This window comes from Fulvimonas sp. R45, assembly GCF_030504985.1.
In the GTDB taxonomy this organism is placed as follows: domain Bacteria; phylum Pseudomonadota; class Gammaproteobacteria; order Xanthomonadales; family Rhodanobacteraceae; genus Rhodanobacter_A.
In genome coordinates this window covers 117973-143534 of sequence record NZ_JASERU010000009.1, presented here as the reverse complement: position 1 = coordinate 143534, position 25562 = coordinate 117973, and the positions used below count along the sequence as shown (strand labels likewise).

Sequence of the window (25562 nt, the reverse complement as noted above, 5' to 3'; positions counted from 1 at the left end):
GCATGGCGGACTCCTCTCGTGATCCCGTCGACTGAACGGCAACGGCTCAGTCTGGCTCATCGAAGCCGTGTGGCGCGGGAGGAGTCCATTCAATCATTCAAGGCGGACGGCTTCGCCGCCGCTTAACTAAGGCGTTATGCCTTCAGCGGAGGTCACGGTGCTTACCGAAAGAGAAGCTCACGAGTTTGCCCAGAGCTGGCTGCGTGCATTCAATTCGCATGATCTCGACGAGATCATGGCGCACTATTCCGAGGACGTCGTTCTGGTATCACCTGCGGCGGCCCATCTTTTAAATGATCCATCAGGCCATGTTCATGGCAAGGGCGCGCTTTGCTCATACTTTGCGCGGGGGTTGGAGGCATATCCACATTTATCCTTCGTGCTTCTGGATGTCATGCGAGGCTTGTCCAGTGTCCTGCTTTATTACAAAAACCAAAAAGGGTCGACAACAGGTGAATTCATGGAGCTTGACGCCGATGGCAAGATCTTCCGTGTAGTTGCCAATTACAGCGGCTGACTTAGGGGTGTTATGCACAAAGTCCTTCCAGCCTCCTTCAATGGCCCAGTCCAGTGGCATGGCCGGCCCCATGATAATTCCGCATGGGGTCTATCTCATGAGCCACACTCATCCGGAACAAAAATTCCGAGGAGCTAGTGATGAACGCCGCGAGCGCACGCCGGCTTGGCACGATTGCCGGAATCCTGGTCGTCCTGTCGATCTTCGCGGGCGGGTTCGCGGAGGTCTACGTGCCCGGCAAGCTCCTTGTGCCGGCGGACCCCGTCGCGACCTCCAGGAATGTGGCGGAGTCTGCGGCCATGTTCCGCTGCAGCTTCGCCGTGTACCTGCTGGAAGCCATCTGCGACATCACGCTGGCGCTTGTCCTGTACGAACTGCTGAAGCCGGTGAACCGCGTGCTATCGCTCCTTGCCGCGTTCTTCGGGCTGGTTTCCACATCGACCTTCGCGACGTCGGAGCTGTTCTATTTCCTGGCTTCGGTCCCGATCCTGGACAGCGACGTCCGGGGACACCTGGGGCCCGGGGAGCGGAATCTCTTCACCTACGCCGCGCTGACGCTCTACGGCTACGGCGGAAGCCTGTTCATGGTCTTCTACGGGATCGCCACCATGCTCCGCGGGTTCCTGATCTGCAGGTCGACCTATCTCCCCGCATGGCTCGGCGCCCTGCTGTTGGTGGCGGGCGCGGGGTTCATCCTCAAGAACTTCATGCTCGTGCTGGCGCCGTCGTACGATTCCGGCTACCTGCTCGCGCCGATGTTCCTGGCGATGATCGCCCTGGCCGGCCGGCTTCTGGTCAAAGGCGTCGATACGACCCGCTGGCCGGAGCGGGTATCGCCGTGAGGCGCTTTGGCTGACGCGCATCGCTTGTCGGCCGCCTGGTTCGCGCGGCCACCGTCCCGGCCGGTATGTTGAACGGTTTGCCAGGCACCCACGACCAGACGGCGAGAACCTTTGCGCCCTGGGGGCCGGCGGTGGTGACATGCACGACGTTGGCCGGGAACTGGAAAGTGTCGCCCCTGCGATACAGCACTGCGGCCTTGCCTTGCACCTGCACGGTTACCTCGCCTTCCAGCACGTAGCAGACTTCGGGACCGGTCGCCTTGTGCAGCGGTTTTGCGGCATGGGGCGGGAACTCCGCGATGCCCATGCCCATCTGGCGGTTGGTGCCCGGTACGGCCACACGTTGCAGGACCACGGTGGGTTTCGCGGGTGGCGGGCTGTGCGCGGCATCGGCGGGCCGGACCGCCAGGTGGCCGGGCGGGGCAAGCCCGGTTGCGGCAAGGAAGGCCATCGTTGCCAGGCCGAGAGGGGCATTCACGGGGGATCTCCTGGGTGGCGTGTGGAAACCGGCTGGACGGACTGCAGGAACGGCCGCACGCTAAAACGAAGATGTGGCGCCACGCAGGCGGAATCGCGGCAGCGTCGCGGTGGGGCCGGGCCTGGCGGATGGCCGGGAACGCCAAGGCCACTGTCTGCGGTTCGGGCCGTGCCGCCATCATCGGGCCAGGAACTTCACCGGCCCGCAAAATTCCCTGGCCGCGCCTGCGGCGGGCCATGCGGGGCGTCCATCCTGCGGCCTTTCCCCAAGCCGGAGTCATGTATGCGCTTGTCGATGGCTGCGATTCTCCTCTGCGGTTCGCTCGTGCAGGGGGCGTACGCGCAGGTGCCTGCGCCAAAGGAAACCACGGCAGGCCCCGCGCCGGCGGGGCCACAAGGGCCGTTCCGCATGCCCGCCTCCGAACGGAGGAACATAGCGGACAATCCCTCGTGGACGGCGCCACAGAAGCCGTTCCGCATCTATGGCGACACCTGGTACGTCGGGCCCCGTGGCCTGGGTATCTTCCTCGTCACCGCGCCTGCGGGCGACGTCCTGATCGACGGAGGCGTGCCGGGGGACGCGCCGTTGATCGAGGCGAACGTCCGGGCCCTCGGCATCGATCTCCACGACATCAAGTGGATCCTCAATTCGCATGCGCATTCCGACCATGCCGGCGGCATGGCGCAACTCGCGCGCGACACGGGGGCGCAGGTGATCGCGAATGCGGCGGATGCCCCGCTGCTGGAACGCGGCGGCCGCGACGACCCCGAATACGGCGACAGGTTCCCGTTCCCGCCGGTGCACGTGGCGCGCACGGTGACCGACGGCGAGGTTCTGCACCTGGGCGATCTGCTGCTGACGGCGCATTCGACGCCGGGGCATACCAGGGGCAACACGACCTGGACGTGGATGTCCTGCGAGGGTGCGCGCTGCCTGCATCTGGTCGATGTCGGCAGCCTGTCGGCGCCCGGTTTCAGGTTGATCGGAAACCCGAAGTATCCGGACGTCCTCGAGGACTTCGAGCATGGCTTTGCGGTGGTCGCGGCGCTGCCCTGCGACATCCCGCTCGCGCCACATCCGGGCATGGTGGATTTCTGGGAGCGCGTGGCCAAGCGCGAGCGGGGCGACGCGAATGCACTGGTCGACCCCGCGGGGTGCCGCGCCTACGCGAAGGACGCGCGCGAAAGCTTCGAGGCACAGCTGGCGAAGCAGCGCGCGGATGCCGCTTCGGCGAGGCGGCCATGACCATCGGTTTCGGCCGATGGAGCGGGTGATGTCGGCGGGTCCGCCCGGAACCCGGAATTTCCTGGTTCCGGCGGCGGTACAGTAGCCGGGGTTGCCGTGCATCGGGTACGGATGACCCGGTCAAGGTGTTCCACCGGATGCGCGGGGAATGCGCATCGCCGGCCCGATCACCGCAACCAAGGGGAACGCCATGCCCAAGACACCCGAAGACGCCGGTCCCGAGAGCTGGCACCGGTATTTCGCAGCCGCGGCGAACAACGAAGCGTGGACATTGGCCGAAGCGCCGCGTTCCCGGGTGGATGCCCTGGCGCTCCTCGATGCCGCGCATGCCGCGGCCTGGCACTGGCAGGCTGCCGGGAACGCCATGAATCGCCAGCGCGCGCTCATGCTTCTTGCCCAGGCGCACGCCCTGGCCGGCCTCGGGCAGAGCGCGCTGCGCTACGCGGAAGAAATGCACGCGTACTTTTCGAGCGAGCCTTCCACGCCGGACTGGGAGCTGGCTTTCATGCATGCGGTCCATGCCAACGCGGCGCATGCTGCCGGCGAACATGCCCGGCACGTGGGTTCGTATGCTGCCGCGGAGAGCGCCCTCGGGGCGCTCGCAGACGAAAACGACCGGGCCATGGTCGCCCGCGTCTTCGAGCACGTGCCCCGGCCGTAAGAGCCTGTTCAAGATCTCCCCGTAGCTCGCGTTGCCTTGCCCTGGCCGCCAGGTGGGAGTGCGTGGCGCAGCGCCTGCCTGGCTGGCAGGTCAAGCCGCGCGCTGCCGCCTGGCGGCCAGGGCAAGGCAACCCTTCGGGCCGGGTCTGTTTGCCCACAGGCCGGCGTCATCGCTCCGTCGTGGACGGACGTCCACTCCCTCGCTCTTCCTTGGCCTGCGCGCAAACCGCTCCCGGCGCGGGCCACGGGGAGATTTTGAACAGGCTCTAAGCGTGGCCATGGCCGCGGGGGGAAGCCTGGCGCGAGGCCGGCACGGCATTGCCCGGGCGGACACGCAACCGTCCACGGGAGGTGAGCCATGAAACGTGTCACCGGCATCGGCGGGATCTTCTTCAAGTCCAGGGACCCGAAGGCCCTGGGCGCCTGGTACAGGACGCACCTCGGGATCGAGGTCGAGGCGTGGGGCGGCGCCGCATTCCGGTGGAAGGGACTGGACAATCCCGACGGCGTCGGCACCACGGCCTGGAGTCCATTCGCCGAGGACACGGATTACTTCGTCCCGGGCACCGCGCCCTTCATGATCAACTACCGCGTGGAAGACCTCCATGCCTTGCTGGCGGCATGGCGTGCCGTAGGCGTGCAGGTGGACGAGCGGGTGGAGGAGTCCGAATACGGCAAGTTCGGCTGGGTGATCGACCCCGAGGGGAACAAGCTCGAACTCTGGCAGCCGCCGGCCGGGCGATGAGCCGGGCGGCGGCTGCCAGGCGCGCCCGGTTTTCGCCAGGGCCCCGACGCGTGGCGATGCGCCCGGCGACGACGGCGCGATAGCCGCCGCAGGCCATCGCCCACCCGGGGGCGGGCGCTCCGCTCAGCGCGCGGCTTCGACGGCGCGCACCCCGTCGAGCCGCCCGAGATCCCGCACCGCGCCGTTCGCCGCGTTGGACGCCAGCGCGGCATAGGCCTGCAGGGCCACGGAGACCGGGCGCGTGCGGTTGCGCGGTTTCCACGCGTCGCGGCCGCGCGCCTCCATCGCGGCGCGGCGGGCGGCGAGCACGTCGCCGGGCAGGTCGAGGTGGATCTTGCGGTCGGGGATGTCGATGGCGATGGGGTCGCCGTCCTCGACCAGGGCGATCAGGCCGCCTTCGGCCGCCTCCGGCGAGACGTGGCCGATCGACAGCCCCGAGGTGCCGCCGGAGAAGCGGCCGTCGGTGACCAGCGCGCAGGCCTTGCCCAGGCCTTTCGACTTCAGGTAGCTGGTGGGGTAGAGCATTTCCTGCATGCCGGGGCCGCCGCGCGGGCCTTCGTAGCGGATCACCACCACGTCGCCGGCCTTCACCTTGTTGCCGAGGATGCCGCTCACCGCCGCCTCCTGGCTTTCGTAGACCCTGGCGGTGCCGCGGAAGCGGAGGATGGACTCGTCCACGCCCGCGGTCTTCACGATGCAGCCTTCCGGCGCGAGGTTGCCGAACAGGATGGCCAGGCCGCCGTCCTTGCTGAAGGGATGCTCGGCGGAACGGATCACGCCGCGCTCGCGGTCGGTGTCCAGCGACTCCCAGCGCGCGGACTGGCTGAAGGCCACCTGGGTGGGCACGTTGCCGGGGGCGGCGCGGTAGAAGTCGTGCACTGCCGCGTCGCCGCTGCGCGCGATGTCCCATTGCGCCAGCGCCTCGCCCAGCGTCGGCGCGTGCACGGTGGGGCGCGTGGTGTCGAGCAGGCCGGCGCGGTCCAGCTCGCCCAGGATCGCCATGATGCCGCCGGCGCGGTGCACGTCCTCCATGTGCACGTCGTTCTTCGCGGGTGCCACCTTGCACAGGCAGGGCACGCGGCGCGAGAGGCGGTCGATGTCGGCCATGGTGAAGTCCACCCCGCCCTCGCGCGCCGCCGCCAGCAGGTGCAGCACGGTGTTGGTGGAACCGCCCATGGCGATGTCCAGGCTCATCGCGTTCTCGAACGCGGCACGGTCGGCGATGCCGCGGGGCAGCACGCGGGCGTCGTCCTGTTCGTACCAGCGGCGGGCGAGTTCCACCACCAGGCGGCCGGCGCGGCGGAACAGCTGCTCGCGGTCGGCGTGCGTGGCGAGTACGGAGCCGTTGCCCGGCAGCGCCAGGCCCAGTGCCTCGGTGAGGCAGTTCATCGAGTTGGCGGTGAACATGCCCGAGCAGGAGCCGCAGGTGGGGCAGGCCGAGCGTTCCACCGCGGCCACCTCGGCGTCGCTGTAGCTGTCGTCGGCGGCCACCACCATGGCGTCGATCAGGTCGAACCTGCGCTGCACGCCCTTCACCAGCGCCTTGCCGGATTCCATCGGGCCGCCGGAGACGAACACCGCGGGGATGTTCAGCCGCATCGCGGCCATCAGCATGCCGGGGGTGATCTTGTCGCAGTTGGAGATGCACACCAGCGCGTCGGCGCAGTGCGCGTTGGCCATGTACTCCACGCTGTCGGCGATCAGCTCGCGCGAGGGCAGCGAATACAGCATGCCGCCGTGGCCCATGGCGATGCCGTCGTCCACCGCGATGGTGTTGAACTCCTTCGCCACGCCGCCGGCGGCCTCGATCTCGCGCGCCACCAGCTGGCCGAGGTCCTTCAGGTGCACGTGGCCGGGCACGAACTGGGTGAAGCTGTTGGCGATGGCGATGATCGGCTTGCCGAAGTCCCCGTCCTTCATGCCGGTGGCGCGCCACAGGCTGCGGGCGCCGGCCATGTTGCGGCCGTGGGTGCTGGTGCGGGAACGGTAGGCTGGCATCGGTGGCTCCGGGGAATGGTCGTGGGTTGTAACGGCGTCTTCAGCTGCGCAGCAGCAGCCGGTAGGCGGGGTTGTCGCTGTCGTCCCGGTGCGGGTAGCCCAGCGTGTCGAGGAAGCGGCGGAATGCGGGCTGCTCGTCCGCGGGCACCTGGATGCCGACCAGGATGCGGCCGTAGTCGGCGCCCTGGTTGCGGTAGTGGAACAGGCTGATGTTCCAGTCCGGGTGCATGTGGCCGAGGAAGCGGGTGAGCGCGCCGGGACGCTCGGGGAATTCGAAGCGGTACAGGCGCTCGTCGCGCGCCAGCGGCGAGCGGCCGCCGACCATGTGGCGCAGGTGCAGCTTGGCCAGCTCGTCGCCGGTGAGGTCGAGCACGTCGAAGCCCTGCGCCCGGAACGCGGCGGCCAGCGCCTCGCGCTCGCCGGAGCCGGCGGTCTGCACGCCCACGAACAGGTGCGCCCGGGCGGCGTCGCCGATGCGATAGTTGAATTCGGTGATGGCGTGCCGGCCCAGCGCGGCGCAGAAGCGGCGGAAGCTGCCGCGTTCCTCGGGGATGGTCACCGCGAACACCGCCTCGCGCTGCTCGCCCACCTCGGCGCGCTCGGCCACGAAGCGCAGGCGGTCGAAGTTCATGTTGGCGCCGGAGACCACCGCGACCAGCGCGCCGTCGGTGCCGGCATGCGCGGCGGCGTACTGCTTCAGCCCGGCCAGCGCCAGCGCGCCGGACGGCTCGGGCACGCAGCGGGTTTCCTGGTAGACGTCGCGGATCGCGGCGCACAGCGCGTCGGTGTCCACCCGCAGCATCGCGTCGACGTGGCGGCGGCACAGTGCGAAGGTGAGTTCGCCCACGCGCTTCACCGCGGTGCCGTCGGCGAACAGGCCGACCTCGTCGAGCGTCACCCGCGCGCCGCTTTCCAGCGAGCGTGCCATCGCATCCGAATCGACCGCCTGCACGCCGATGACCTTCACCTCGGGACGCTCGGCCTTGAGGCACGCGGCGACGCCGGCCAGCAGGCCGCCGCCGCCGACCGGCACGAAGACCGCGTGCAGGTTCTCGGGGCACTGGCGCAGCAGTTCCAGGCCCACGGTGGCCTGGCCGGCGATCACGTCGAGGTCGTCGAAGGGATGCACGAACACCAGGCCGCGCTCGGCCTCGATGCGCGCGGCGGCGGCCTGCGCGTCGCTGTAGGAATCGCCGGCCAGCACGACGTCCACGCAGTCGCCGCCGAAGCGGCGCACCGCGTCGATCTTCACCTGCGGCGCGGTCACCGGCATCACGATGACGGCATGCACGCCCAGTTTCGCCGCGGCCAGCGCCACGCCCTGCGCATGGTTGCCGGCGGAGGCGGCGACCACCCCCCGCGCGCGTTGCGCGGCGCCGAGCTGCACCATGCGGTTGTAGGCGCCGCGCAGCTTGAACGAGAACACCGGCTGCTGGTCCTCGCGTTTCAGCAGCACGCGTGCGCCGAGGCGCGCGGAGAGCAGCGGGGCGTCCTCCAGCGCGCTTTCGCGCGCCACGTCGTAGACGCGTGCGGCGCGGGCGCGGCGCAGCAGTTCGCGGTCGGCGGCGGCCGCGCCGGCTTCGGCGACGTCGGCGGCCCGTGCGTTCACGGCTGGGTGGCCAGCGCCAGCGGGGCGTTGTCGTCGCCGACCAGCGACAGCGTGTTGACGTCGATCACGTCGACCAGCTTGCGCGTCTGCCGCACGATCTGTTCCAGCACCGCGGCGCTGCCGTGCAGCACCAGGGTGAGCTGCGACACCGACGGGTCGTGGGTGGCGGCCACGGTGAGCGCGTCGATGTTGCAGTGGCGCGCGGCGAACAGGCCGGCCACGCGCGCCAGCGCGCCGGATTCGTTCTGCAGCAGGATGGACAGGGTGTGTTTCATGGCAACGCTCCACATGATCCGGATCGTCCGGTGGTGAATCCCTCTCCCTCCGGGAGAGGGTGCCGGCAGGCGGGCGAGGGTGCGGGCGGAGCGGGGCGTTGCGCTTCGGCCGAACCCTCATCCGGCCCTTCGGGCCACCTTCTCCCGGGGGGAGAGGGGAAAGCTTCAGAACATGGAAGTCGAGGGAACCTCGACAGCCTCGACGGGGACCGCCCCGCGCGACGCGATGAACTCCCCCGTGATCATCTGCGCATAGGTCGCCCCGGGCCCGACCATCGGGTACACGCCGGCATCCGGGTCGATCATCACTTCCAGGAACGCCGGGCCGTCGAAAGCGAGGAAGTCCTCGATGGTGGCTTCCAGTGCCGCCTTGTCCTCCAGCCGCCGCGCCCAGGCGAAGCCGTCGGCCTCGGCGGCCTTGATGAAGTCCTTGCGGTGCAGGCTCTTGTCGGAGGCGGCGAAGCGGTGGCCGAAGTACAGCTTCTGCCACTGCCGCACCATGCCGTCGCCGACGTTGTTCAGCACCACCACCTTCAGCGGCAGGCCGTAGGTGGTCACCGTCTCCAGCTCGCCCAGGTTCATGCGGATGCTGGCGTCGCCGTCGATGTCGAGCACCAGCGCGTCGGGCCGCGCGAACTGCGCGCCGATCGCCGCGGGCAGGCCGAAGCCCATCGTGCCCATCGAGCCGGAGGTGAGCCACTGGCGCGGTTCCCTGAAATCGAAGTACTGCGCCGCCCACATCTGGTGCTGGCCCACGCCGGTGCTGACCACGGCGCGGCCCCGGGTGCGGCGGTTGATCGCCTCGATCACCGCCTGCGGCTGGATCAGCGGGCTTTCGCGGTCGTAGTCCATCGCGTGGTCGCGCTTCAGCGCGGCGACGTGGGCGTGCCAGTCGTCCAGCGGTGGCCGGATGCCGCGCGCCTGGCCGTAGCGGGTGAGGCGTTCCAGCGCGGCGGCGAGCGGACCGACGTGGTGCCAGTCCGCCGGCTTCACCTTGCCGACCTCGGCGGGATCGATGTCGACCTGCGCGATGAACGTCGCGCCGGGCGCGAACTTGTCGGGCACGCCGGCCACGCGGTCGTCGAAGCGCGCGCCCAGCGCGAGCAGGAAGTCGCAGTCCTCCACCGCGTAGTTGGCGTAGGCGGTACCGTGCATGCCCAGCATGTGCAGCGCCTGCGGGTGGGTGGTGTCGAAGCCGCCCAGGCCCATCAGGGTGGTGGTCACCGGCAGGCCGAAGGCCTCGGCGAAGGCGCGCAGCGCGGGCGCGGCGCCGGCCGCGACCACGCCACCGCCGGCATAGACCAGCGGCCGCTTCGCCTGCGCCAGCGCGGCGAAGAAGCGCGCGCAGGCCTCGTCGTCCAGCCGCGCGTTCTCCGCCGCGCGCAGGCGCGCGCGGTAGCCGGGGATCGGCAGGCGGCTGGCGCCGTCGAAGCGCAGCGCGGCGTTCTGCACGTTCTTCGGCACGTCCACCACCACCGGGCCGGGGCGGCCGCTGCGCGCGATCTCGAACGCGGTGCGCAGCGTGGCCTCCAGCGTTTCCGCCTCGGTGACCAGGAACACGTGCTTGGCGCAGGCGCCCATGATGTTGCTGACCGGCGCCTCCTGGAACGCGTCGCTGCCCAGCGACGAGGTGGGCACCTGGCCGCAGATCGCCACCAGCGGGATGGAGTCGGCCATCGCGTCGCGGATCGGCGTGACCATGTTGGTGGCGCCGGGGCCGGAGGTGACGATGGCCACGCCGACCCTGCCCGAGGCGCGCGCGTAGCCCGCGGCCATGAAGCCAGCGCCCTGTTCGTTGGCCGGCACCACCAGCGGCATCGGCTCGCGGCCGTCGGCCTGCGGGTGACCGGCGTTGTAGCGGAACACCGCGTCGTACACCGGCAGGATCGCGCCGCCGGAATAGCCGAACAGCACGCCGCAGCCCTCGTCCGCGAGTACCTGTACCACCACCTCGGCGCCGGTCATCGGCTGGCCGGCGAGTGGGTGATGGTCGGTTCCGGTGGCGGCGAGGGCCGTCTGCGTTGGGGTGGTCACGATGGGTTCCTGTTTACGGTGGATTTCTCCTCCCCCTGCTTGCGGGGGGAGGTCGGGAGGGAGGGGCAAGCCAGGGGCACCCCACCCCAACCCTCCCCTGCGAGCAGGGGAGGGAGTTCGATGTCAGTTGCGGATCAGTTCGTCCTCGGTCGGCACGGTGCGCACGGGCACGCCGTAGGTCGAGATGATGCGCAGGTCCTGCGCCACCGCGGAGAAGTGCTCCCACGCGATGCCGTTGACGTCGGCGTCGCTGCTGAAGCCGCGCGCCTCGTCGTCCTCGAAGCCCACGTGGCGCAGCTTGCCGGCATGTTCGGGTTGCTGGTTGATCGAGAAGTTGAGGAGGTCGGTGCGCCACATCGCGTAGGTGCCGGCGACCACGGCCTGCGGCGGCTGGCCCAGGCGTGCGCTGTAGTCGGCGATGGAGGCGTCCAGGTCGGCAACGGCCAGGGCGATGTGGAAACGTTTCATGGCGGACCTCGTTGGGTGTTTGATGCTGTTGTCGTTCCCCCTCCCCTGCATTGCAGGGGAGGGTTGGGGAGGGGGGCTTTCGATCCGGAAATCAAAACCGACCCCCTCCCAGCCTCCCCCTGCTGCGCAGGGGGAGGAGCAAAGCGGCTTCAGCCGACTTTCTTCAGCGGTTCCGCGGCCTTCGGCGCGGCGGGTTGCAGCCACGGCATGCGCGCGCGCAGCTTCTTGCCCACCAGCTCGACCGGGTGCTCCAGGTCGGCCTGCTTGTACTGCTTGTAGTTGGGCAGGCCGGCGTTGTACTCGGCGATCCAGTTCTTCGCGAAGGTGCCGTCCTGGATGTCCTTCAGCACGCCCTTCATGCGTTCCTTCACGCCGGCGTCGATCACCCGCGGGCCGCTGACGTAGTCGCCGTACTGCGCGGTCTCGGAGACGAACTCCAGCATCCGGGTGATGCCGCCTTCGTAGAACAGGTCGACGATCAGCTTCAGTTCGTGCAACACCTCGTAGTAGGCGATCTCCGGCTGGTAGCCGGCTTCCACCAGGGTCTCGAAGCCGGCCTGCACCAGCGAGCTGGCGCCGCCGCACAGCACGGCCTGCTCGCCGAACAGGTCGGTCTCGGTCTCTTCCTTGAAGTCGGTCTTGATCAGCATGGCGCGGCCGCCGCCGATGCCGTCGGCGTAGGCCTTGGCCTTGGCCTCGGCCTGACCGCTGACGTCCTGGTGCACCGCCCAGATGCACGGCACGCCGCGGCCGCGCTCGTATTCGCTGCGCACCAGCGCGCCCGGGCCCTTCGGCGCGACCAGGATCACGTCGATGTCCTTGCGCGGATCGATCTGCCTGAAGTGCACGTTGAAGCCGTGCGCGAACAGCAGCGCGGCGCCAGGCTTGAGGTTCGGCTCGATGGCCTCCTTGTAGACGGCCGGCTGCACCATGTCGGGCGTGAGCACGGCGACCAGGTCGGCGCCGCGCACCGCCTCGGCCGGCTCCATCACGGCGAAGCCGTCGGTGTAGGCGCGGTTCCAGGACGGGCCGCCCTTGCGCAGGCCGACCACGACGTCGAGGCCGGAGTCCTTCAGGTTGAGCGCGTGCGCGCGGCCCTGGCTGCCGTAGCCGAGCACGGCGATGCGGGCGTTGGCGAGCGTGTCGTTGGTGGCGGTACTGCTCATGCGGAAACTCCTCGGTCGGATCGGTGATGGGCGGATGAAGCGTTCGGATGGGTAGGGCCGGGCCAGGCGGCGCGGATCAAAAAAGCGGGCACGTCCCTGTGCCGCTCGGGGAAACGGGGCAGGATCAGCCGCATGCGCGGGCACCCTGCAGGAAGGCGTCGCCGGCAGCGTCCAGCGCGGCCAGCACGGCATCGCGCACGGCATCGGTGCCGGCGTTGCCGCCGATGTCGCGGCTGCGCGGGCCGTGGCGCAGCACGTGGTCCACCGCGGCTTCCACCGCCTGCGCCTCGGCGTCCAGTTGCAGCGAGTGGCGCAGCAGCAGCGCGACGGACAGGACGGTGCCGACCGGGTTGGCGATGCCCTTGCCCGCGATGTCGGGGGCGGAGCCGTGGATCGGCTCGTACAGCCCCTTGCTGCCCGCGCCCAGCGAGGCCGAGGGCAGCAGGCCCAGCGAACCGGCCAGCGCGGCGGCCTCGTCGGTGAGGATGTCGCCGAACAGGTTCTCGGTGACCACCACGTCGTAGCGGCCGGGCTGGGTCAGCAGCAGCATCGCCATCGAGTCGACCAGCTGGTGTTCCAGCGCCACGTCGGGGTAGTCGGCGGCGACGCGGGTGACGGTGCGGCGCCACAGTCGCGAGGTCTCCAGCACGTTGGCCTTGTCCACCGAGGTGACGTGTTTGCGGCGCGCGCGCGCCAGCTCGAAGGCGCGGCGGGCGACGCGCTCGACCTCGGCCACGGTGTACCTGCACTCGTCGGTGGCGTCGTCGTCGGTCCTGGTCTTAGCGCCGAAGTAGGCGCCGCCGGTCAGCTCGCGCACGAACAGCACGTCGACGTCCTTCAGCTTCTCGTCCTTCAGCGGCGACAGCGCGGCCAGCGCCGGATGCACCTGCAACGGGCGCAGGTTGGCGTACACGCCCAGCGCGGCGCGCAGGGCCAGCAGGCCCTGCTCGGGGCGTACCGGCGCGTTCGGGTCGGACCACTTCGGGCCGCCCACCGCGCCCAGCAGCACCGCGTCGGCGGCCTGGCAGGCGGCCAGCGTGGCGGCGGGCAGCGGCTCGCCGGTGGCGTCGATGGCGGCGCCGCCGATCAGGTGTTCGTCGAACGCGAAGTCGTGGCCGAAGCGCGCGGCGACGGCTTCGAGCACGGCTACCGCGGCGGCGGTGACCTCCGGGCCGACGCCGTCGCCGGGCAGGGTGACGATGCGGGCTTTCATGCGTGGGTGTCCTCGTGCGGGGTGGTGGAGTTGCCGTCATTCCGGCGCAGGCCGGAATCCAGTGGCCACATGGCTCGGATGAACGTGATCGCCACTGGATGACCAGACCTTCGTCTGTTGATAAAGCGCCTCCGGCCTGCGCCGGGATGACGATGAGGGAGCGTGTGGCGTGTCATGGGTTTCATGCCGCCTTCCCGAAGCGCGCTTCGAACGCCGCGATCGCGTCCGCGTGCTGTTGCAGGAAGCCCAGTTGGTCCACGCCTTCCAGCAGGCAGTGGCGCGCAAAGGGCTCCAGCTCGAAGCGGATGCGGCCGCCGTCGGGCAGTTCGATCGCCTGCTCGCGCACGTCGATCGACAGCTCCACGCCGGGGTGGCCGAGCAGCCAGCGGTGCTCGGCCTCGCTGATGACGATGGCGAGCAGGCCGTTCTTCAGCGCGTTGCCGCGGAAGATGTCCGCGATCTCGCTGCACAGCACCGCCTTGATGCCGTAGTCGAGCAGCGCCCACGGCGCGTGTTCGCGCGAGGAGCCGCAACCGAAGTTGCGCCCGGCCACCACGATGGCGCAGCCCCGGGCTTCCGGCCGGTTGAGCGGGAAGGCGGGGTTGTCGCTGCCGTCGGGCAGGTAGCGCCAGTCGTTGAAGCACAGCTTGCCGAGACCCTCGCGCGTGGTGGTGGTGAGGAAGCGCGCCGGGATGATGCGGTCGGTGTCGATGTTCTCGTCCGGCAGCACGGCGGTGCGGGAGTGGATGCGCATCAGAAAACCTCCGAAGGGCAAACTTCCTTCGCCCCTTCGGGGAGAAGGGGCCCCGAAGGGGCGGATGAGGGGTGGGTGCTCGCCATGAGCAAGCTGTTTGCATTCGCCTCCTCTCCCCTTTGGGGAGAGGATTGAGGTGAGGGGCGGGTGCTCGCCGGAGCCTGCATGCGAAGCGCGCTTGTTCTTTTCATGGCCCCGCGAGGTTGGCCCCTCACCCCAGCCCTCTCCCCGGAGGGGAGAGGGGGAAAAGCGGCGGCGTGGGTGTTCATGCGGCCACCTCGGTCAGGTACTCGCGCGGGTCGGCGATGGCGCCGGCCACGGCGGAGGCCGCGGCAGTGGCGGGGCTGGCCAGCACGGTGCGGGCGCCCTTACCCTGGCGGCCCTCGAAGTTGCGGTTGGAGGTGGACACGACGAGCTGGCCGGGCTGCGCCAGGTCGCCGTTCATGGCGATGCACATCGAGCAGCCGGGCACGCGCCACTCGGCGCCGGCGGCGCGGAACACCTCGTGCAGGCCTTCCGCCTCGGCGTCGCGGCGCACCGCCTCGGAACCGGGCACCACCAGCATGCGCACGCCCTCGGCGACGCGGCGGCCACGCAGCACGCGTGCCGCCTCGCGCAGGTCGGACAGGCGCGAGTTGGTGCAGCTGCCGACGAACACCACGTCCACCTTGGAGCCCTGCATCGGCTGGCCGGCGCGGCTGTGCATGTAGTCCAGCGCACGCTGCTCGACCGCGTTGCGCGCGGCGGGCACCGGCGCGTCCATCGCGATCGCCATGCCGGGGTGGGTGCCGTAGGTGACGGTGGGCTTCACCTGGCTGGCGTCGATGCGCACTTCGCGGTCGTAGCGCGCGCCGTCGTCGGTGTTCAGCGTGCGCCAGTGCGCTACCGCCTGGTCCCACGCCGCGCCCTGCGGCACGCGCGGACGGCCCTTCAACCAGGCGAAGGTGGTCTCGTCCGGCGCGATCAGGCCGGCGCGCGCGCCCGCCTCGATCGACATGTTGCACACCGTCATGCGCTGTTCCATCGACAGCGCCTCGATCGCCGCGCCGCGGTATTCGATGACGTGGCCGGTGCCGCCGTTCACGCCGATCTGCCCGATGATGTGCAGGATCAGGTCCTTCGCGCCCACGCCGCGCGGCAGCGCGCCGTCCACGTGGATCGCCAGCGTCTTCGGCTTGCGCTGCAGCAGGCATTGCGTGGCCATCACGTGGCCAACCTCGGTGGTGCCGATGCCGAAGGCCAGGGCGCCGAACGCACCGTGGGTGGAGGTGTGGCTGTCGCCGCAGACGATGGTCATGCCCGGCTGCGTGGCGCCCAGCTCGGGGCCGATCACGTGCACGATGCCGCGGTCCGCACTGTCCCAGCCGTGCAGGTCCACGCCGAATTCGCGGCAGTTCGCCTCCAGTTGCGCCACCTGCGCCTTGGCTTCGGCGGTGGCGTAGGGACGCTCGCCGTCGGCGCCGGCGGGCAGGGTGGGGGTGGAGTGGTCCAGTGTCGCAAGGGTGCGGTCGGGACGGCGCAGCTTCAGGCCGCGCGAACGCAGCTCGTCGAAGGCCTGCGGCGAGGTGACCTCATGCACCAGGTGCAGGTCGATGTACAGGATCGCCGGGGTGTCGGCGGTCTCGGGGGCGACCACGTGGGCGTCCCAGATCTTCTCGAACAGAGTGCGTGGAGCGCTCATGCAGAAGCCTCCATCGAAGCCGGCTGTTGATGAGGAGTGCGGCCATGGATGGCCGCTTTTTGATCTTCGCGGTCAGGGACGACCGCACTAGTAAACCCTTGGCTCGGGTTCGCCGTGCCGCCCACCGGAGCATGCACAAAACCCAGCCACCCCCACCGATCCCGCGTCCGCCCGTCGAACAAGCCGAAGAACGCCTCGCGCAGCCCGCGCGTCACCGGGCCGGGCTTGCCTTGGCCCACCGGCTTGCGGTCCACCGAGCGCACCGGGGTGATCTCGGCGGCGGTGCCGGTCATGAACACCTCGTCGGCGGTGTACAGCGCCTCGCGCGGCAGGTCGCGCTCTTCCACCGGGATGCCCAGCTCGCCGGCCAGGGTGATCACGCTGTCGCGGGTGATGCCGCCGAGGATGCCGGCGCTGGACGGCGGGGTGAGCAGCTTGCCGCGCTTCACCACGAACAGGTTCTCGCCGGAGCCTTCGCTGAGCAGGCCGTTGTGGCCCAGCGCGATGCCTTCGTCGTAGCCGCCGCGGCGCGCTTCCAGCGCGATCAGCTGGCTGTTGAGGTAGTTGCCGCCGGCCTTGGCCCAGCTCGGCAGGGTGTTCGGCGCGGGGCGGTTCCACGAGGACACGCAGACGTCGGCGCCGCGTTCGGCGGCGTCGCCCAGGTAGGCGCCCCATTCCAGCGCCATGATCGCCACGTCCACCGGCGCGTCGCCGCGCGGCAGCACGCCCAGGCCGCCGGCGCCGCGGAACACGATCGGCCGCACGTAGGCGGACTTCAGCCCGTTGGCGCGGATCACCTCCAGGCAGGCGGCGTTGATCTCCGCCTCGCTGTAGCCGATGCCGATCTCGTACACCTTGGCCGACTCGAACAGCCGCCGGGTGTGGTCGGCCAGGCGGAAATAGGCAGGGCCGTCGGGCGTGGCGTACACGCGCTCGCCCTCGAACACCGAGGAGCCGTAGTGCAGGGCGTGCGTGCTGACGTGGACGGTGGCTTCGCTCCACGGCTTGATGCGGCCGTTGTGCCAGAGGAAGGGCGTGCTCATCGGGAGGCTCCCAGGGTCTTGGTTTTCGCGGTGCGCGGGGAAGGGGAAGCGGCCGGCTGCGCGGCCGGCGCGTGCTGTTCGATGCGGTTGACGATGGCCAGCGCGGCCTGCGCCGCGGCCTCGACGATGTCGGTGCTGACGCCGTGGCCGTTCCAGTCGCGGCCGGCGTGGCGCGCGGCGAGGCGGGCCTCGCCCTGCGCGTCGCCGCCTTCGCCCACGGCCTGGATCTGGAAGCGGCTCAGTTGCAGCCCGGTGCCGGTGGCGCGCTCGATCGCGCGCAGCACCGCGTCCACTGGGCCGTCGCCCAGCGCGGCTTCGGCCACTTCGCGGCCGTCCTCGTGGCGCAGTTTCACCGAGGCGGACGCGCCCGCGCCCAGGTGCGCGCTGGTGTCCAGCCGGGTCAGCCGCCACGGGCCGGCGGCGTCGGGATCGCGGCCGCGCGCCAGCGCGTCCAGGTCGTCGTCGTGGATCTCGCGCTTCTTGTCGGCCAGCGCCTTGAAGCGGGCGAAGACGTCGTCCAGCGCCGCGTCGTCGGGCGCGTGGCCCAGCGCTTCCAGCCGCTTGCGCAGCGCGGCGCGGCCGGAGTGCTTGCCCAGCACCAGCTTGGTCTCGGCAATGCCCACGTCCTCGGGACGCATGATCTCGTAGGTGTCGCGGTGCTTGAGCATGCCGTGCTGGTGGATGCCCGACTCGTGCGCGAAGGCGTTGTCACCCACGATCGCCTTGTTGCGCTGGACCGACTGGCCGGTCAGCTCGGTGAGCAGGCGCGAGGCGGGGTACAGCTTGCGCGTGTCGATGCGCGTATCGGTGCCGAAGTACGCGCCGCGCACCTTCAGCGCCATCACGATCTCTTCCAGCGAGGCATTGCCGGCGCGCTCGCCGATGCCGTTGATGGTGCACTCCACCTGGCGCGCGCCGGCGCCCACCGCGGCCAGGCTGTTGGCCACCGCCATGCCCAGGTCGTTGTGGCAGTGACTGGAGAACACCACCCGCTCCGCGCCCTTCACGTTGGCGCGCAGGTAGGCGAAGCGTTCGGCGATCTCGGCCGGCGTCATGTAGCCCACCGTGTCCGGCGCGTTCACCGTGGTGGCGCCGGCGGCGATGGCGGCGGAGAACACCTCGACCAGGAACTCCGGCTCGGTGCGCATCGAATCCTCGGCGGAGAACTCCACCTCGTGGCACAGCCCGCGTGCCCGCTCCACCGCGGCCACCGCGGCGTCCAGCACCTGCGCCTTGCTCATGCCCAGCTTGTGCTCGCGGTGCAGCGGGCTGGTGGAGAGGAACACGTGGATGCGCGAGCGTCGCGCCTGCTCCAGCGCGCGGCCGGCACTGTCGATGTCGCCCGGCACGCAGCGCGCCAGCGCGCAGGCGGTGGTGTCGCGCAGCATGCCGGCGATCTCCGCCACGGCGGCGAAATCGTCCGGCGAGGCCTGCGGGAAACCCGCCTCGAGCACGTCCACCCCGAGCGCCTCGAGCATCTGCGCCATGCGCAGCTTGGCGCGCCGGTCCATCGAGAAGCCGGGCGTCTGCTCGCCGTCGCGCAGGGTGGTGTCGAAGATGCGCACGCGGTCGGCGGCTACGTCGCCGGCCTCGCTCTGCTCGTGGTGCTGCTGGGTTTCCATCGCTTGGCTCCGCTCAAGGATGCGGTGCCGAGGGCAACAAAAAACCCCGCGCCATTTCTGGTGCGGGGTTCTTCGGGTGTTTTCAGGTTCGTTTTCTAGCTACCTGGACACATGCCCTCAGCCCGCACCTCCGTTGGTAATAAGGAGTACGAGTACAAGGGCAATAAGAAGCGTGCCGCGAAGCCGCAGCAGGCCGGCGATCGTCGCGAGACGATGGCTTTCGGCGATGCGGCGGTGGCTGTTGCGCTGCGACATGCGATCGACCCTACGGCAGCCCGGTGGGCTTGTCAAACATTTTCTTCATGACGATTTTTCCGATGTGCCCGCGAAGCGGATGCGCAGGCGTATGGACGGCCATACGTCCATACGATCGCGGATCAGCGCGCCAGCGCCTCGCGCAGGTAGAGCTGCAGGGCGTGTCGCAGGCCGTCCAGCGCGGCCTTGCGCCCGGGCATGCCGGGCTCGGCGTTCACCGCCACCGCGGCCTTCATCAGCTGTTGCGCCACGGTCGCCGCGGCGTGCAGTTCGCGCGCATCGCGCCATGGCGCATGCGCGGCAAGCACGGCCTGAAGCTCCGCGCGCACGCGGCGCCGCACCGCCAGCGCCTGCGCGATGGGGATCGGCGCGGATTCGATCAGCGCCACGAAGGCGGGGTGGCGGCGGCGGAAATCCACCAGCAGGCGGATCAGCGTGGCGCCGAGGCGATCGGTGTCCAGCGCCGGCGCCTGCGCGGCCAGCCGTTGCAGGCGGCCGTACAGGTCGTCCGTGCAATCGTCCAGCAGCGCCTGCGCCAGCAACTCCCGGGTGGGGAAGAACTGGTACAGCGAACCGATCGCCGAACCGGCGCGCGCGGCCACCTCGGTCATGGTGGTGCCGGCGTACCCCTTCTCCACGAAACAGGCGGCGGCCGCCGCCAGCAGCGCCGCCACCCGCTCGCGGCCGCGCTGGCGACGCGGTGCGCGTGTCGCGGCGGTACCGGAGGTGGATTTCTGCGGAGGCATCTCACGTTCCTTGGCGCGGCGGCTGCATCGTCGACGGACGGCAAGGGTAGCGCAGTGCGGTTTCCCGCCATCGCGCGGCTGGTCTGCAGGCTCCTGCGCCACGGCGATGAAAGCGTTTCCTTCCATGGCCGCCCGTTGCCGCCTGGAGCCCGGATCACGGTGCGGACCGCAGCCGACCTGGTTTTGCCGATGCTGCATTGCCGCGCCCGCCTGCGCGACTGGCCTGGCCCTATCCGGCGGTTGTTTGCAGGCGCCGGAAGAAAAGGTGGCGTGGCGGGCTATGGTTTTCTTTTGCACTGCAATGCGGGCGTCCCGGCAGGTCACTTTACAAGCTTTGATGAAAACGTTTACGTTGCTCGCCGGGCCGGGAAGTGGCGGCCGTGGCTACGGGGAGAGCGGATGTGACGGTGACCATCAAGGACGTAGCACGCGAAGCGAAGGTCTCGGTGGCCTCGGTGTCGCGCGCGCTCAACGGCGCCGGCGGCGTGACCACCGCCACCGAGAAGCGCATCCGCGAGGCGGCCGCGCGCCTGCGCTACGTGCCGCACGGCGCCGCCCGCAGCCTGATCACCCGGCGCACCCACACCATCGGCGCGCTGCTGCCCGACCTGCACGGCGAGTTCTTCTCCGAGCTGATCCGCGGCATCGACCAGAAGGCGCGCGCCCACGGCCTGCACCTGCTGGTATCCAGCGCGCACGACGGCGTGGACGACGCGGCGGCGGCGCTGCGCGCCATGCAGGGCCGGGTCGACGGCATCCTCATCCTGTCCTCGCGCGTGGACGAGGCCTTCCTCAAGGCGAACCTGCCGCAGGACCTGCCCGCGGTGCTGCTCAACAGCCCGCTGGAAGACGGCACCCACGCGGTGCTCAACATCGACAACTTCGCCGGCACCTACGCGATGGTGCGGCACCTGCTCGGCGTGGGCCACGAGCGCATCGCCTTCGTCACCGGGCCGAAGGACAACTTCGACGCGCAGCAGCGCGAGCAGGGCTTCCGTGCGGCGATGGCGGAGTTCATGCCGAACGCGTCGCCGCGGATCGTCGCGGGCGACTTCACCGAGCGCTCGGGGCTGCGCGCCGGGCGCGAGCTGCTGGCCGCGAAGTCGCGCCCGCAGGCCGTGTTCGCCGCCAACGACATGATGGCGGTGGGCTGCCTGCAGGCCTTCAGGGAGGCCGGCCTCGACGTGCCCGGGGACATCGCGCTGGCCGGCTTCGACGACATCCCGATCGCGCGCTACGTCGCGCCGCCGCTCAGCACGGTGCGGGTGCGCATCGCCGACCTGGGCCGGAACGCGATGGAGCTGCTGGCCGACCTGATCGAGCGGCCGGGGCCTTCGGCCGCGTCCGTGCACACGCTGGGCTGCGACATCGTCGTCCGTGATTCATGTGGAGCGCATCTCGCCAGGAACGCAAGCGGGGGGAATCGTCGTTCGTCCGATCCATGACAAGAGTGGAGGGGAGTCCATGAGCTGTCACAGCAAGACAAACAAGCGGTTGCTCGCCGGCCTCGTGGCCGGCGCGTTCGTCACCCTCGCGGCCGGCGGCATGCCCGCGCGGGCACAGACGGCAAACGCCACCCTGCGCGGCAGCGGCCCGGCGAACGCCCAGGTCACCGCGAAGAACGTGGCCACCGGCGCCGTGCGCGTCACCCGCACCGACAGCCGCGGCAGCTATGCGCTGGTCGGGCTGCAGCCCGGCACCTACCGGGTCGACGCCGGGCCGGGCACGCAGCGCACGGTCACGCTCACCGTCGCCTCCACCGCCACGCTCAACCTGGCGGCCGCCAAGGCGCCGGCGGGGACGACCACGCTCGGCGCGGTGACGGTCACCGCTACCACCCTGCGCGAAGTGAAGACGCCCGAGGTGGGCGGCACCATCTCCCTGCGCCAGATCCAGACCATCCCGCAGATCTCGCGCAACTTCCTGGAGTTCGCCGACACCGTGCCGGGCATGGTGTTCAACGTCGATTCCTCCGGCCACACCTCGCTGCGCGGCGGCGCGATGAACGACAGCTCGGTCAACGTCTACATCGACGGCGTGGGCCAGAAGAGCTACGTGAAGGAAGGCGGCGTGGCGGGCCAGTTCGCCAGCCAGGGCAACCCGTTCCCGCAGCTGGCGATCGGCGAGTACAAGGTCATCACCTCCAACTACAAGGCCGAGTACGACCAGATCGCCAGCGCCGCGGTGACCGCGCAGACCAAGTCCGGCACCAACGAGTTCCACGGCGAGACGTTCTACCGCTACACCAACGACGCGTTCCGCGAACGCACGCCGGCGGAGAAGGACGCCGGCCGCAAGACGGCCTCGCAGGAGAAGGAATACGGCTTCGCCCTGGGCGGGCCGATCATCCAGGACAAGATGCACTTCTTCCTCACCTACGAGGCCAAGCGCTTCAACACCCCGATCACGGTGGTGCCGAGCGCGGACGCCGCGCCGGGCGCCGCCCACCTGCCGCCCGAGGTCGCCGCCCAGCTCGGCCCGGCCAACCTGCCGTTCCGGGAGAACCTGTACTTCGCCAAGATCGACTGGGAGCCGACCGACCGCGACCGCATCGAGGCCACCGCGCAGATCCGCCGGGAAGACCAGTACGACGGCATTGGCGACCAGGACGCCGCCTCGGCCGGGTTCGACGTCAAGAACGACGACAAGCGCTACGCGCTGCGCTGGCAGCACAGCGGCGAGGCCTACTTCAACGAGCTGCTGTTCACCTACGAAAGCTCGTTCAACAAGCCGACCGCGCTGAACTACGGCAACGGCTACTCGTACACCTGGTCGCGCGCCAATGATCCCACCATCGTCTCGGTGGGCGCGGCCAGCCCGCTGGCGACGCAGAACAAGGGCCAGCGCGGTCCCGCGATCCAGGACGACCTGACCTTCAACGACCTGGAGTGGCACGGCGACCACGTGGTCAAGATCGGCTTCAAGAAGAAGCTGGCCACGCTGGAGGCGGCGGACGCGGCGGACGTCAATCCGCAGTTCACCTACAACGTCACCAGCGCCGGTACCGCGGCCACGCCGTACAAGGCGTTCTTCACCAAGCCGGTGCTCGGCCTGGGGCTGTCGCCCACGGTGACCACCAAGAGCCAGCAGTTCGGCGCCTACGTGCAGGACGACTGGGACGTCAACGACAAGCTCACCCTGAACCTGGGCGTGCGCTGGGATTACGAGCGCACGCCGTCGTACACCGACTTCGTGACGCCGGCCAACGTGATCGCCGCGCTGAACAGCCAGGATCCCAACGCCCCCGCCGGGCAGACCTACGCGCAGACGCTGGCCAGGGGCGGCATCGACGTCAACGACTACATCAGCAACGGCCACAACCGCAGCGCCTACAAGGGCGAGTGGCAGCCGCGGCTGGGCTTCTCCTACGACCTGTTCGGCGACGAGGCGCACGTGATCCACGGCGGCGCCGGCCGCGCCTACGACCGCGACCTGTACGACTACCTCCAGCTGGAGACCACCAAGTCGGCGCTGCCGGAATACACGATCTACTTCCAGGACCCGGCCACCGGCCAGTGCTACAAGGGCAACACGCCCTGCTACCCGTGGGACCCGAAGTACCTGCAGGGCCTGGGCAACCTGCAGGCGCTGCTCGGCGCGGCGAGCAACGCCGGCACCGAGGTCGACATGCTCAACAACAAGTTGAAGGCGCCGTACTCCGACCAGTTCAGCCTGGGCATGTCCAACCAGTTCGGCGCGTGGCAGACCGACGCCACGGTCACCCGCATCCTCAGCCATGACGGCTTCGCCTTCACCCTGGGCAACCGCTACCCGGACGGCGCGTTCTTCAAGGACAACAGCCAGCCGTGGGGCAACGGCATCCCCGGCTTCGGCGCGATGATCGTCGGCAACAACGGCATCGCCACGCGCACCACCCAGCTGCTGCTGTCGGCCGAGAAGCCGTACACGAAGGAGTCGGGCTGGGGCGCCACCTTCGCCTACACCTTCACCCACGCCAAGCAGAACCGCGACATCGGCGAGCACTATTCCTTCGACGAGGCGACCATCGGCGACTACCCGTTCATCACCTCCAACGCCGCGGCCAAGCACCGCTTCGTGGCCACCGGCAACATGGACGGCCCGTGGGGCCTGGTGCTGTCGGCCAAGCTGACCCTGGCCACGCCGCTGCCGTTCAACGGCATCGGCTGCTTCGCCAACGTGGAGTTCGCCACCGGCACCGACTGCTCGCCGGTGGCGGCCACGCCGCCGGGCTCGAAGTTCCTCATCGGCGGCAAGATCTGGGGCTACCGCGACATCGACTTCCAGGCCACCAAGAACTTCGACCTCGGCCACGGCATCACCCTGTATGGCCGCTTCGACGTGATGAACGTGTTCAACTGGAAGAACTTCGTCGACTACATTCCGACCTACGACGACAACGGGCACACCGCGGTGGTCTACAACCCGGTCGGCAATATCACCTTCGTGCCGCGCACGTTCAAGTTCGAGGTGGGCATGAAGTTCTGAGGCGGCGCCGGGGATGGCGCCGCCGTCCCCGGCACGACGTGGCGCGCGGCAACGCGCCGTGCGCCGGATTCCGCACACGGGAGACCTGGCGCTGATGGCATTCCGGCACATCCGTACCTGCCTGGCGACCTTGCTGGTCGCGCTGCTGGCCATCAGCGGCGGCGCGCCGGCCGCCGCCGCAACCGCCACGCAGGCGGCCGGCAGCTACGCCGCGCTGCCCGCGTCGCAGCGCGCGGTGTTCGACGACCTGGAGCGCCGCACCTTCCAGTGGTTCTGGGACACCACGCCGGCGGCGAACGGCCTCACCCCCGACCGCTGGCCCGGCGCCGCGCCGTCCAGCATCGCCGCGGTGGGCTTCGCCCTGACCGCCTACGGCATCGGCGCCGAGCGCGGCTACGTCACGCGCGCGCAGGCGGCGCAGCGCACGCTGGCCACCCTGCGCTTCTTCGCGCACGCGCCGCAGGGCGACGGGGCGCGTGGCGTCAGCGGCTACCACGGCTTCTTCTACCATTTCCTCGACATGAAGACCGGCCTGCGCCAGGGCGGCACCGAGCTGTCCAGCATCGACACCACGCTGCTGCTCGGCGGGGTGCTGTTCGCGCAGTCCTACTACGACCGCGACACGCCGCAGGAGCGCGAGATCCGTGCGCTGGCGGACACGATCTACCGCCGCGTGGACTGGACCTGGATGCAGCCGCGGCCGCCGCTCGTCAGCATGGGCTGGACGCCGGAGCGCGGCTTCATCGACGCCGACTGGGCCGGCTACAGCGAGGCCAACCTGCTCTACATCCTCGCCCTGGGCTCGCCCACCCACGCGCCGCCGGCGCAGGCGTGGGCGGCGTGGACCCGCACCAACGACAAACAGTGGGGCCGCTTCCACGGCTACGAGTTCCTCAACTTCGCGCCGCTGTTCGGCCACCAGTACAGCGCGGCGTGGATCGACTTCCGCGGCATCCGCGACGCCTACATGCGTCGCCACGGGCTCGACTACTTCGAGAACGCGCGCCGCGCCGCCCACGCGCAGCGCGCCTATGCGATCGCCAACCCGGGCGGCTGGGCCGGCTATGGCGCCGACGTCTGGGGCCTGACCGCCAGCGACGGCCCGGGCGGCGCGACCATGCGGGTGAACGGTGTGCTGCACGGCTTCAAGGGCTACAACGCGCGCGGTGCCGGGCTGGACTACGTCGACGACGACGGCACCATCGCGCCGACCGCCGCGGCGGGCTCGATCGCCTTCGCGCCGGATATCGCGGTGCCGGCGGTGCTGGCCATGCATCGCGACTACGGACGCTGGATCTACGGCCGCTACGGATTCCTCGATGCCTTCAACCTCACCCTGCGCGATCCGCTCATCCCGCCGGATGCGGGCCGGGTGGTGCCCGGCTTCGGCTGGGTCGACACCGACTACATCGGCATCGACCAGGGGCCGATCCTGCTGATGCTGGAAAACTGGCGCAGCGGCTTCGTGTGGACGGTGATGAAGAAGAACCCCTACGTCCGCCGGGGACTGCAGCGCGCCGGCTTCACCGGCGGCTGGCTGGAACGCGGGCAGTCACCGGCACGTGGCCGGTGGCGGCGACCTGTCCGGCCCATCATTCCGGCGCAGGCCGGAGGCGCTTTTCAACGGGCGAAGGCCGGGTCATCCAGCCGCCGTGCGACTCGGGCGGGCGTGGTCGCCACTGGGCCCCGGCCAGCGCCGGGATGACGCGCCAAAGCGTGGGGCAGGTATGCGCTGCTCTCGCGG

General features: G+C 70.0%; 22 protein-coding genes. 8 read left to right on the top strand and 14 right to left on the bottom strand.

All coding sequences use genetic code 11. The features are described 5' to 3' along the window. Positions 1-157 precede the first annotated feature (157 nt). Together QMK61_RS10540 and QMK61_RS10535 are read left to right on the top strand one after the other, a co-directional pair. Positions 158-517, top strand: coding sequence for a nuclear transport factor 2 family protein (locus QMK61_RS10540; protein ID WP_302072155.1), 360 nt, complete (start codon positions 158-160; stop codon positions 515-517). A gap of 140 nt (positions 518-657) precedes the next feature. Beyond that, positions 658-1359, top strand: coding sequence for a DUF4386 domain-containing protein (locus tag QMK61_RS10535; protein WP_302072154.1), 702 nt, complete (start codon positions 658-660; stop codon positions 1357-1359). Here QMK61_RS10535 and QMK61_RS10530 read toward each other — a convergent pair. Then, positions 1313-1837 (bottom strand): cupin domain-containing protein, encoded by a 525-nt coding sequence (locus tag QMK61_RS10530; RefSeq protein WP_302072153.1) that lies wholly within the window; start codon positions 1835-1837, stop codon positions 1313-1315. The genes QMK61_RS10535 and QMK61_RS10530 overlap by 47 nt on opposite strands. Before the next feature lie 282 nt (positions 1838-2119). Here QMK61_RS10530 and bla point away from each other — a divergent pair, with 282 nt between their 5' ends. From bla to QMK61_RS10515, 3 genes are all read left to right on the top strand, one after another. Next, on the top strand, positions 2120-3082 hold the full coding sequence (gene bla, locus QMK61_RS10525; protein ID WP_302072152.1) for a subclass B3 metallo-beta-lactamase: 963 nt from the start codon (positions 2120-2122) through the stop codon (positions 3080-3082). Between the two features lie 148 nt (positions 3083-3230). Beyond that, entirely contained in the window at positions 3231-3743 is a 513-nt protein-coding gene (locus tag QMK61_RS10520) for a hypothetical protein (protein WP_302072151.1), read from the top strand. A gap of 357 nt (positions 3744-4100) precedes the next feature. Beyond that, entirely contained in the window at positions 4101-4487 is a 387-nt protein-coding gene (locus tag QMK61_RS10515) for a VOC family protein (RefSeq protein ID WP_302072150.1), read from the top strand. Positions 4488-4610: 123 nt separating this feature from the next. On the opposite strand, the gene ilvD is transcribed toward QMK61_RS10515, so the two are convergent. The 13 genes from ilvD to QMK61_RS10450 form a co-directional block, all read right to left on the bottom strand. Beyond that, positions 4611-6485 (bottom strand): dihydroxy-acid dehydratase, encoded by a 1875-nt coding sequence (gene ilvD / locus QMK61_RS10510; protein ID WP_302072149.1) that lies wholly within the window; start codon positions 6483-6485, stop codon positions 4611-4613. 40 nt (positions 6486-6525) lie between these two features. Then, positions 6526-8094, bottom strand: a complete 1569-nt coding sequence (gene ilvA, locus QMK61_RS10505) for a threonine ammonia-lyase, biosynthetic (RefSeq protein WP_302072148.1) — start codon at positions 8092-8094, stop codon at positions 6526-6528. Then, entirely contained in the window at positions 8091-8369 is a 279-nt protein-coding gene (gene ilvN, locus QMK61_RS10500) for an acetolactate synthase small subunit (protein WP_302072147.1), read from the bottom strand. The genes ilvA and ilvN overlap by 4 nt, the downstream gene beginning before the upstream one ends. 165 nt (positions 8370-8534) lie before the next feature. Next, positions 8535-10334 carry a biosynthetic-type acetolactate synthase large subunit gene (ilvB, locus tag QMK61_RS10495; protein WP_302072162.1) on the bottom strand — a complete coding sequence of 600 codons (1800 nt, stop codon included), beginning with the start codon at positions 10332-10334 and terminating at the stop codon, positions 8535-8537. 192 nt (positions 10335-10526) lie between these two features. Then, complete coding sequence (locus QMK61_RS10490) at positions 10527-10871, bottom strand: hypothetical protein (RefSeq protein WP_302072146.1); 345 nt, start codon at positions 10869-10871, stop codon at positions 10527-10529. Positions 10872-11020: 149 nt separating this feature from the next. Next, positions 11021-12037, bottom strand: a complete 1017-nt coding sequence (gene ilvC / locus QMK61_RS10485; protein ID WP_302072145.1) for a ketol-acid reductoisomerase — start codon at positions 12035-12037, stop codon at positions 11021-11023. Between the two features lie 124 nt (positions 12038-12161). Beyond that, positions 12162-13250, bottom strand: coding sequence for a 3-isopropylmalate dehydrogenase (leuB, locus tag QMK61_RS10480; RefSeq protein ID WP_302072144.1), 1089 nt, complete (start codon positions 13248-13250; stop codon positions 12162-12164). 181 nt (positions 13251-13431) lie between these two features. Continuing rightward, entirely contained in the window at positions 13432-14004 is a 573-nt protein-coding gene (gene leuD / locus QMK61_RS10475; protein WP_302072143.1) for a 3-isopropylmalate dehydratase small subunit, read from the bottom strand. Between the two features lie 265 nt (positions 14005-14269). Further along, positions 14270-15685, bottom strand: a complete 1416-nt coding sequence (gene leuC / locus QMK61_RS10470) for a 3-isopropylmalate dehydratase large subunit (protein WP_302072142.1) — start codon at positions 15683-15685, stop codon at positions 14270-14272. Next, complete coding sequence (locus tag QMK61_RS10465) at positions 15682-16728, bottom strand: branched-chain amino acid transaminase (protein WP_302072141.1); 1047 nt, start codon at positions 16726-16728, stop codon at positions 15682-15684. Before QMK61_RS10465 ends, leuC begins: the two co-directional genes overlap by 4 nt. Further along, the gene (locus QMK61_RS10460) at positions 16725-18350 is read right to left on the bottom strand and encodes a 2-isopropylmalate synthase (RefSeq protein WP_302072140.1); all 1626 of its coding nucleotides are present in this window, start codon (positions 18348-18350) and stop codon (positions 16725-16727) included. The genes QMK61_RS10465 and QMK61_RS10460 overlap by 4 nt, the downstream gene beginning before the upstream one ends. A gap of 117 nt (positions 18351-18467) precedes the next feature. Next, the gene (locus tag QMK61_RS10455) at positions 18468-18605 is read right to left on the bottom strand and encodes a hypothetical protein (RefSeq protein WP_302072139.1); all 138 of its coding nucleotides are present in this window, start codon (positions 18603-18605) and stop codon (positions 18468-18470) included. Positions 18606-18727: 122 nt separating this feature from the next. Continuing rightward, positions 18728-19351 carry a TetR/AcrR family transcriptional regulator gene (locus QMK61_RS10450; protein ID WP_302072138.1) on the bottom strand — a complete coding sequence of 208 codons (624 nt, stop codon included), beginning with the start codon at positions 19349-19351 and terminating at the stop codon, positions 18728-18730. A 407-nt stretch (positions 19352-19758) separates the two neighbouring features. On the opposite strand from QMK61_RS10450, the gene QMK61_RS10445 reads away from it, so the two are divergent. The 3 genes from QMK61_RS10445 (at position 19759) to QMK61_RS10435 (ending at position 25523) form a co-directional block, all read left to right on the top strand. Next, the gene (locus QMK61_RS10445) at positions 19759-20796 is read left to right on the top strand and encodes a LacI family DNA-binding transcriptional regulator (RefSeq protein ID WP_302072137.1); all 1038 of its coding nucleotides are present in this window, start codon (positions 19759-19761) and stop codon (positions 20794-20796) included. Positions 20797-20896: 100 nt separating this feature from the next. Then, the gene (locus QMK61_RS10440) at positions 20897-23818 is read left to right on the top strand and encodes a TonB-dependent receptor (protein WP_302072161.1); all 2922 of its coding nucleotides are present in this window, start codon (positions 20897-20899) and stop codon (positions 23816-23818) included. 94 nt (positions 23819-23912) lie between these two features. After that, the gene (locus QMK61_RS10435) at positions 23913-25523 is read left to right on the top strand and encodes a glucoamylase family protein (protein ID WP_302072136.1); all 1611 of its coding nucleotides are present in this window, start codon (positions 23913-23915) and stop codon (positions 25521-25523) included. Positions 25524-25562 lie beyond the last annotated feature (39 nt).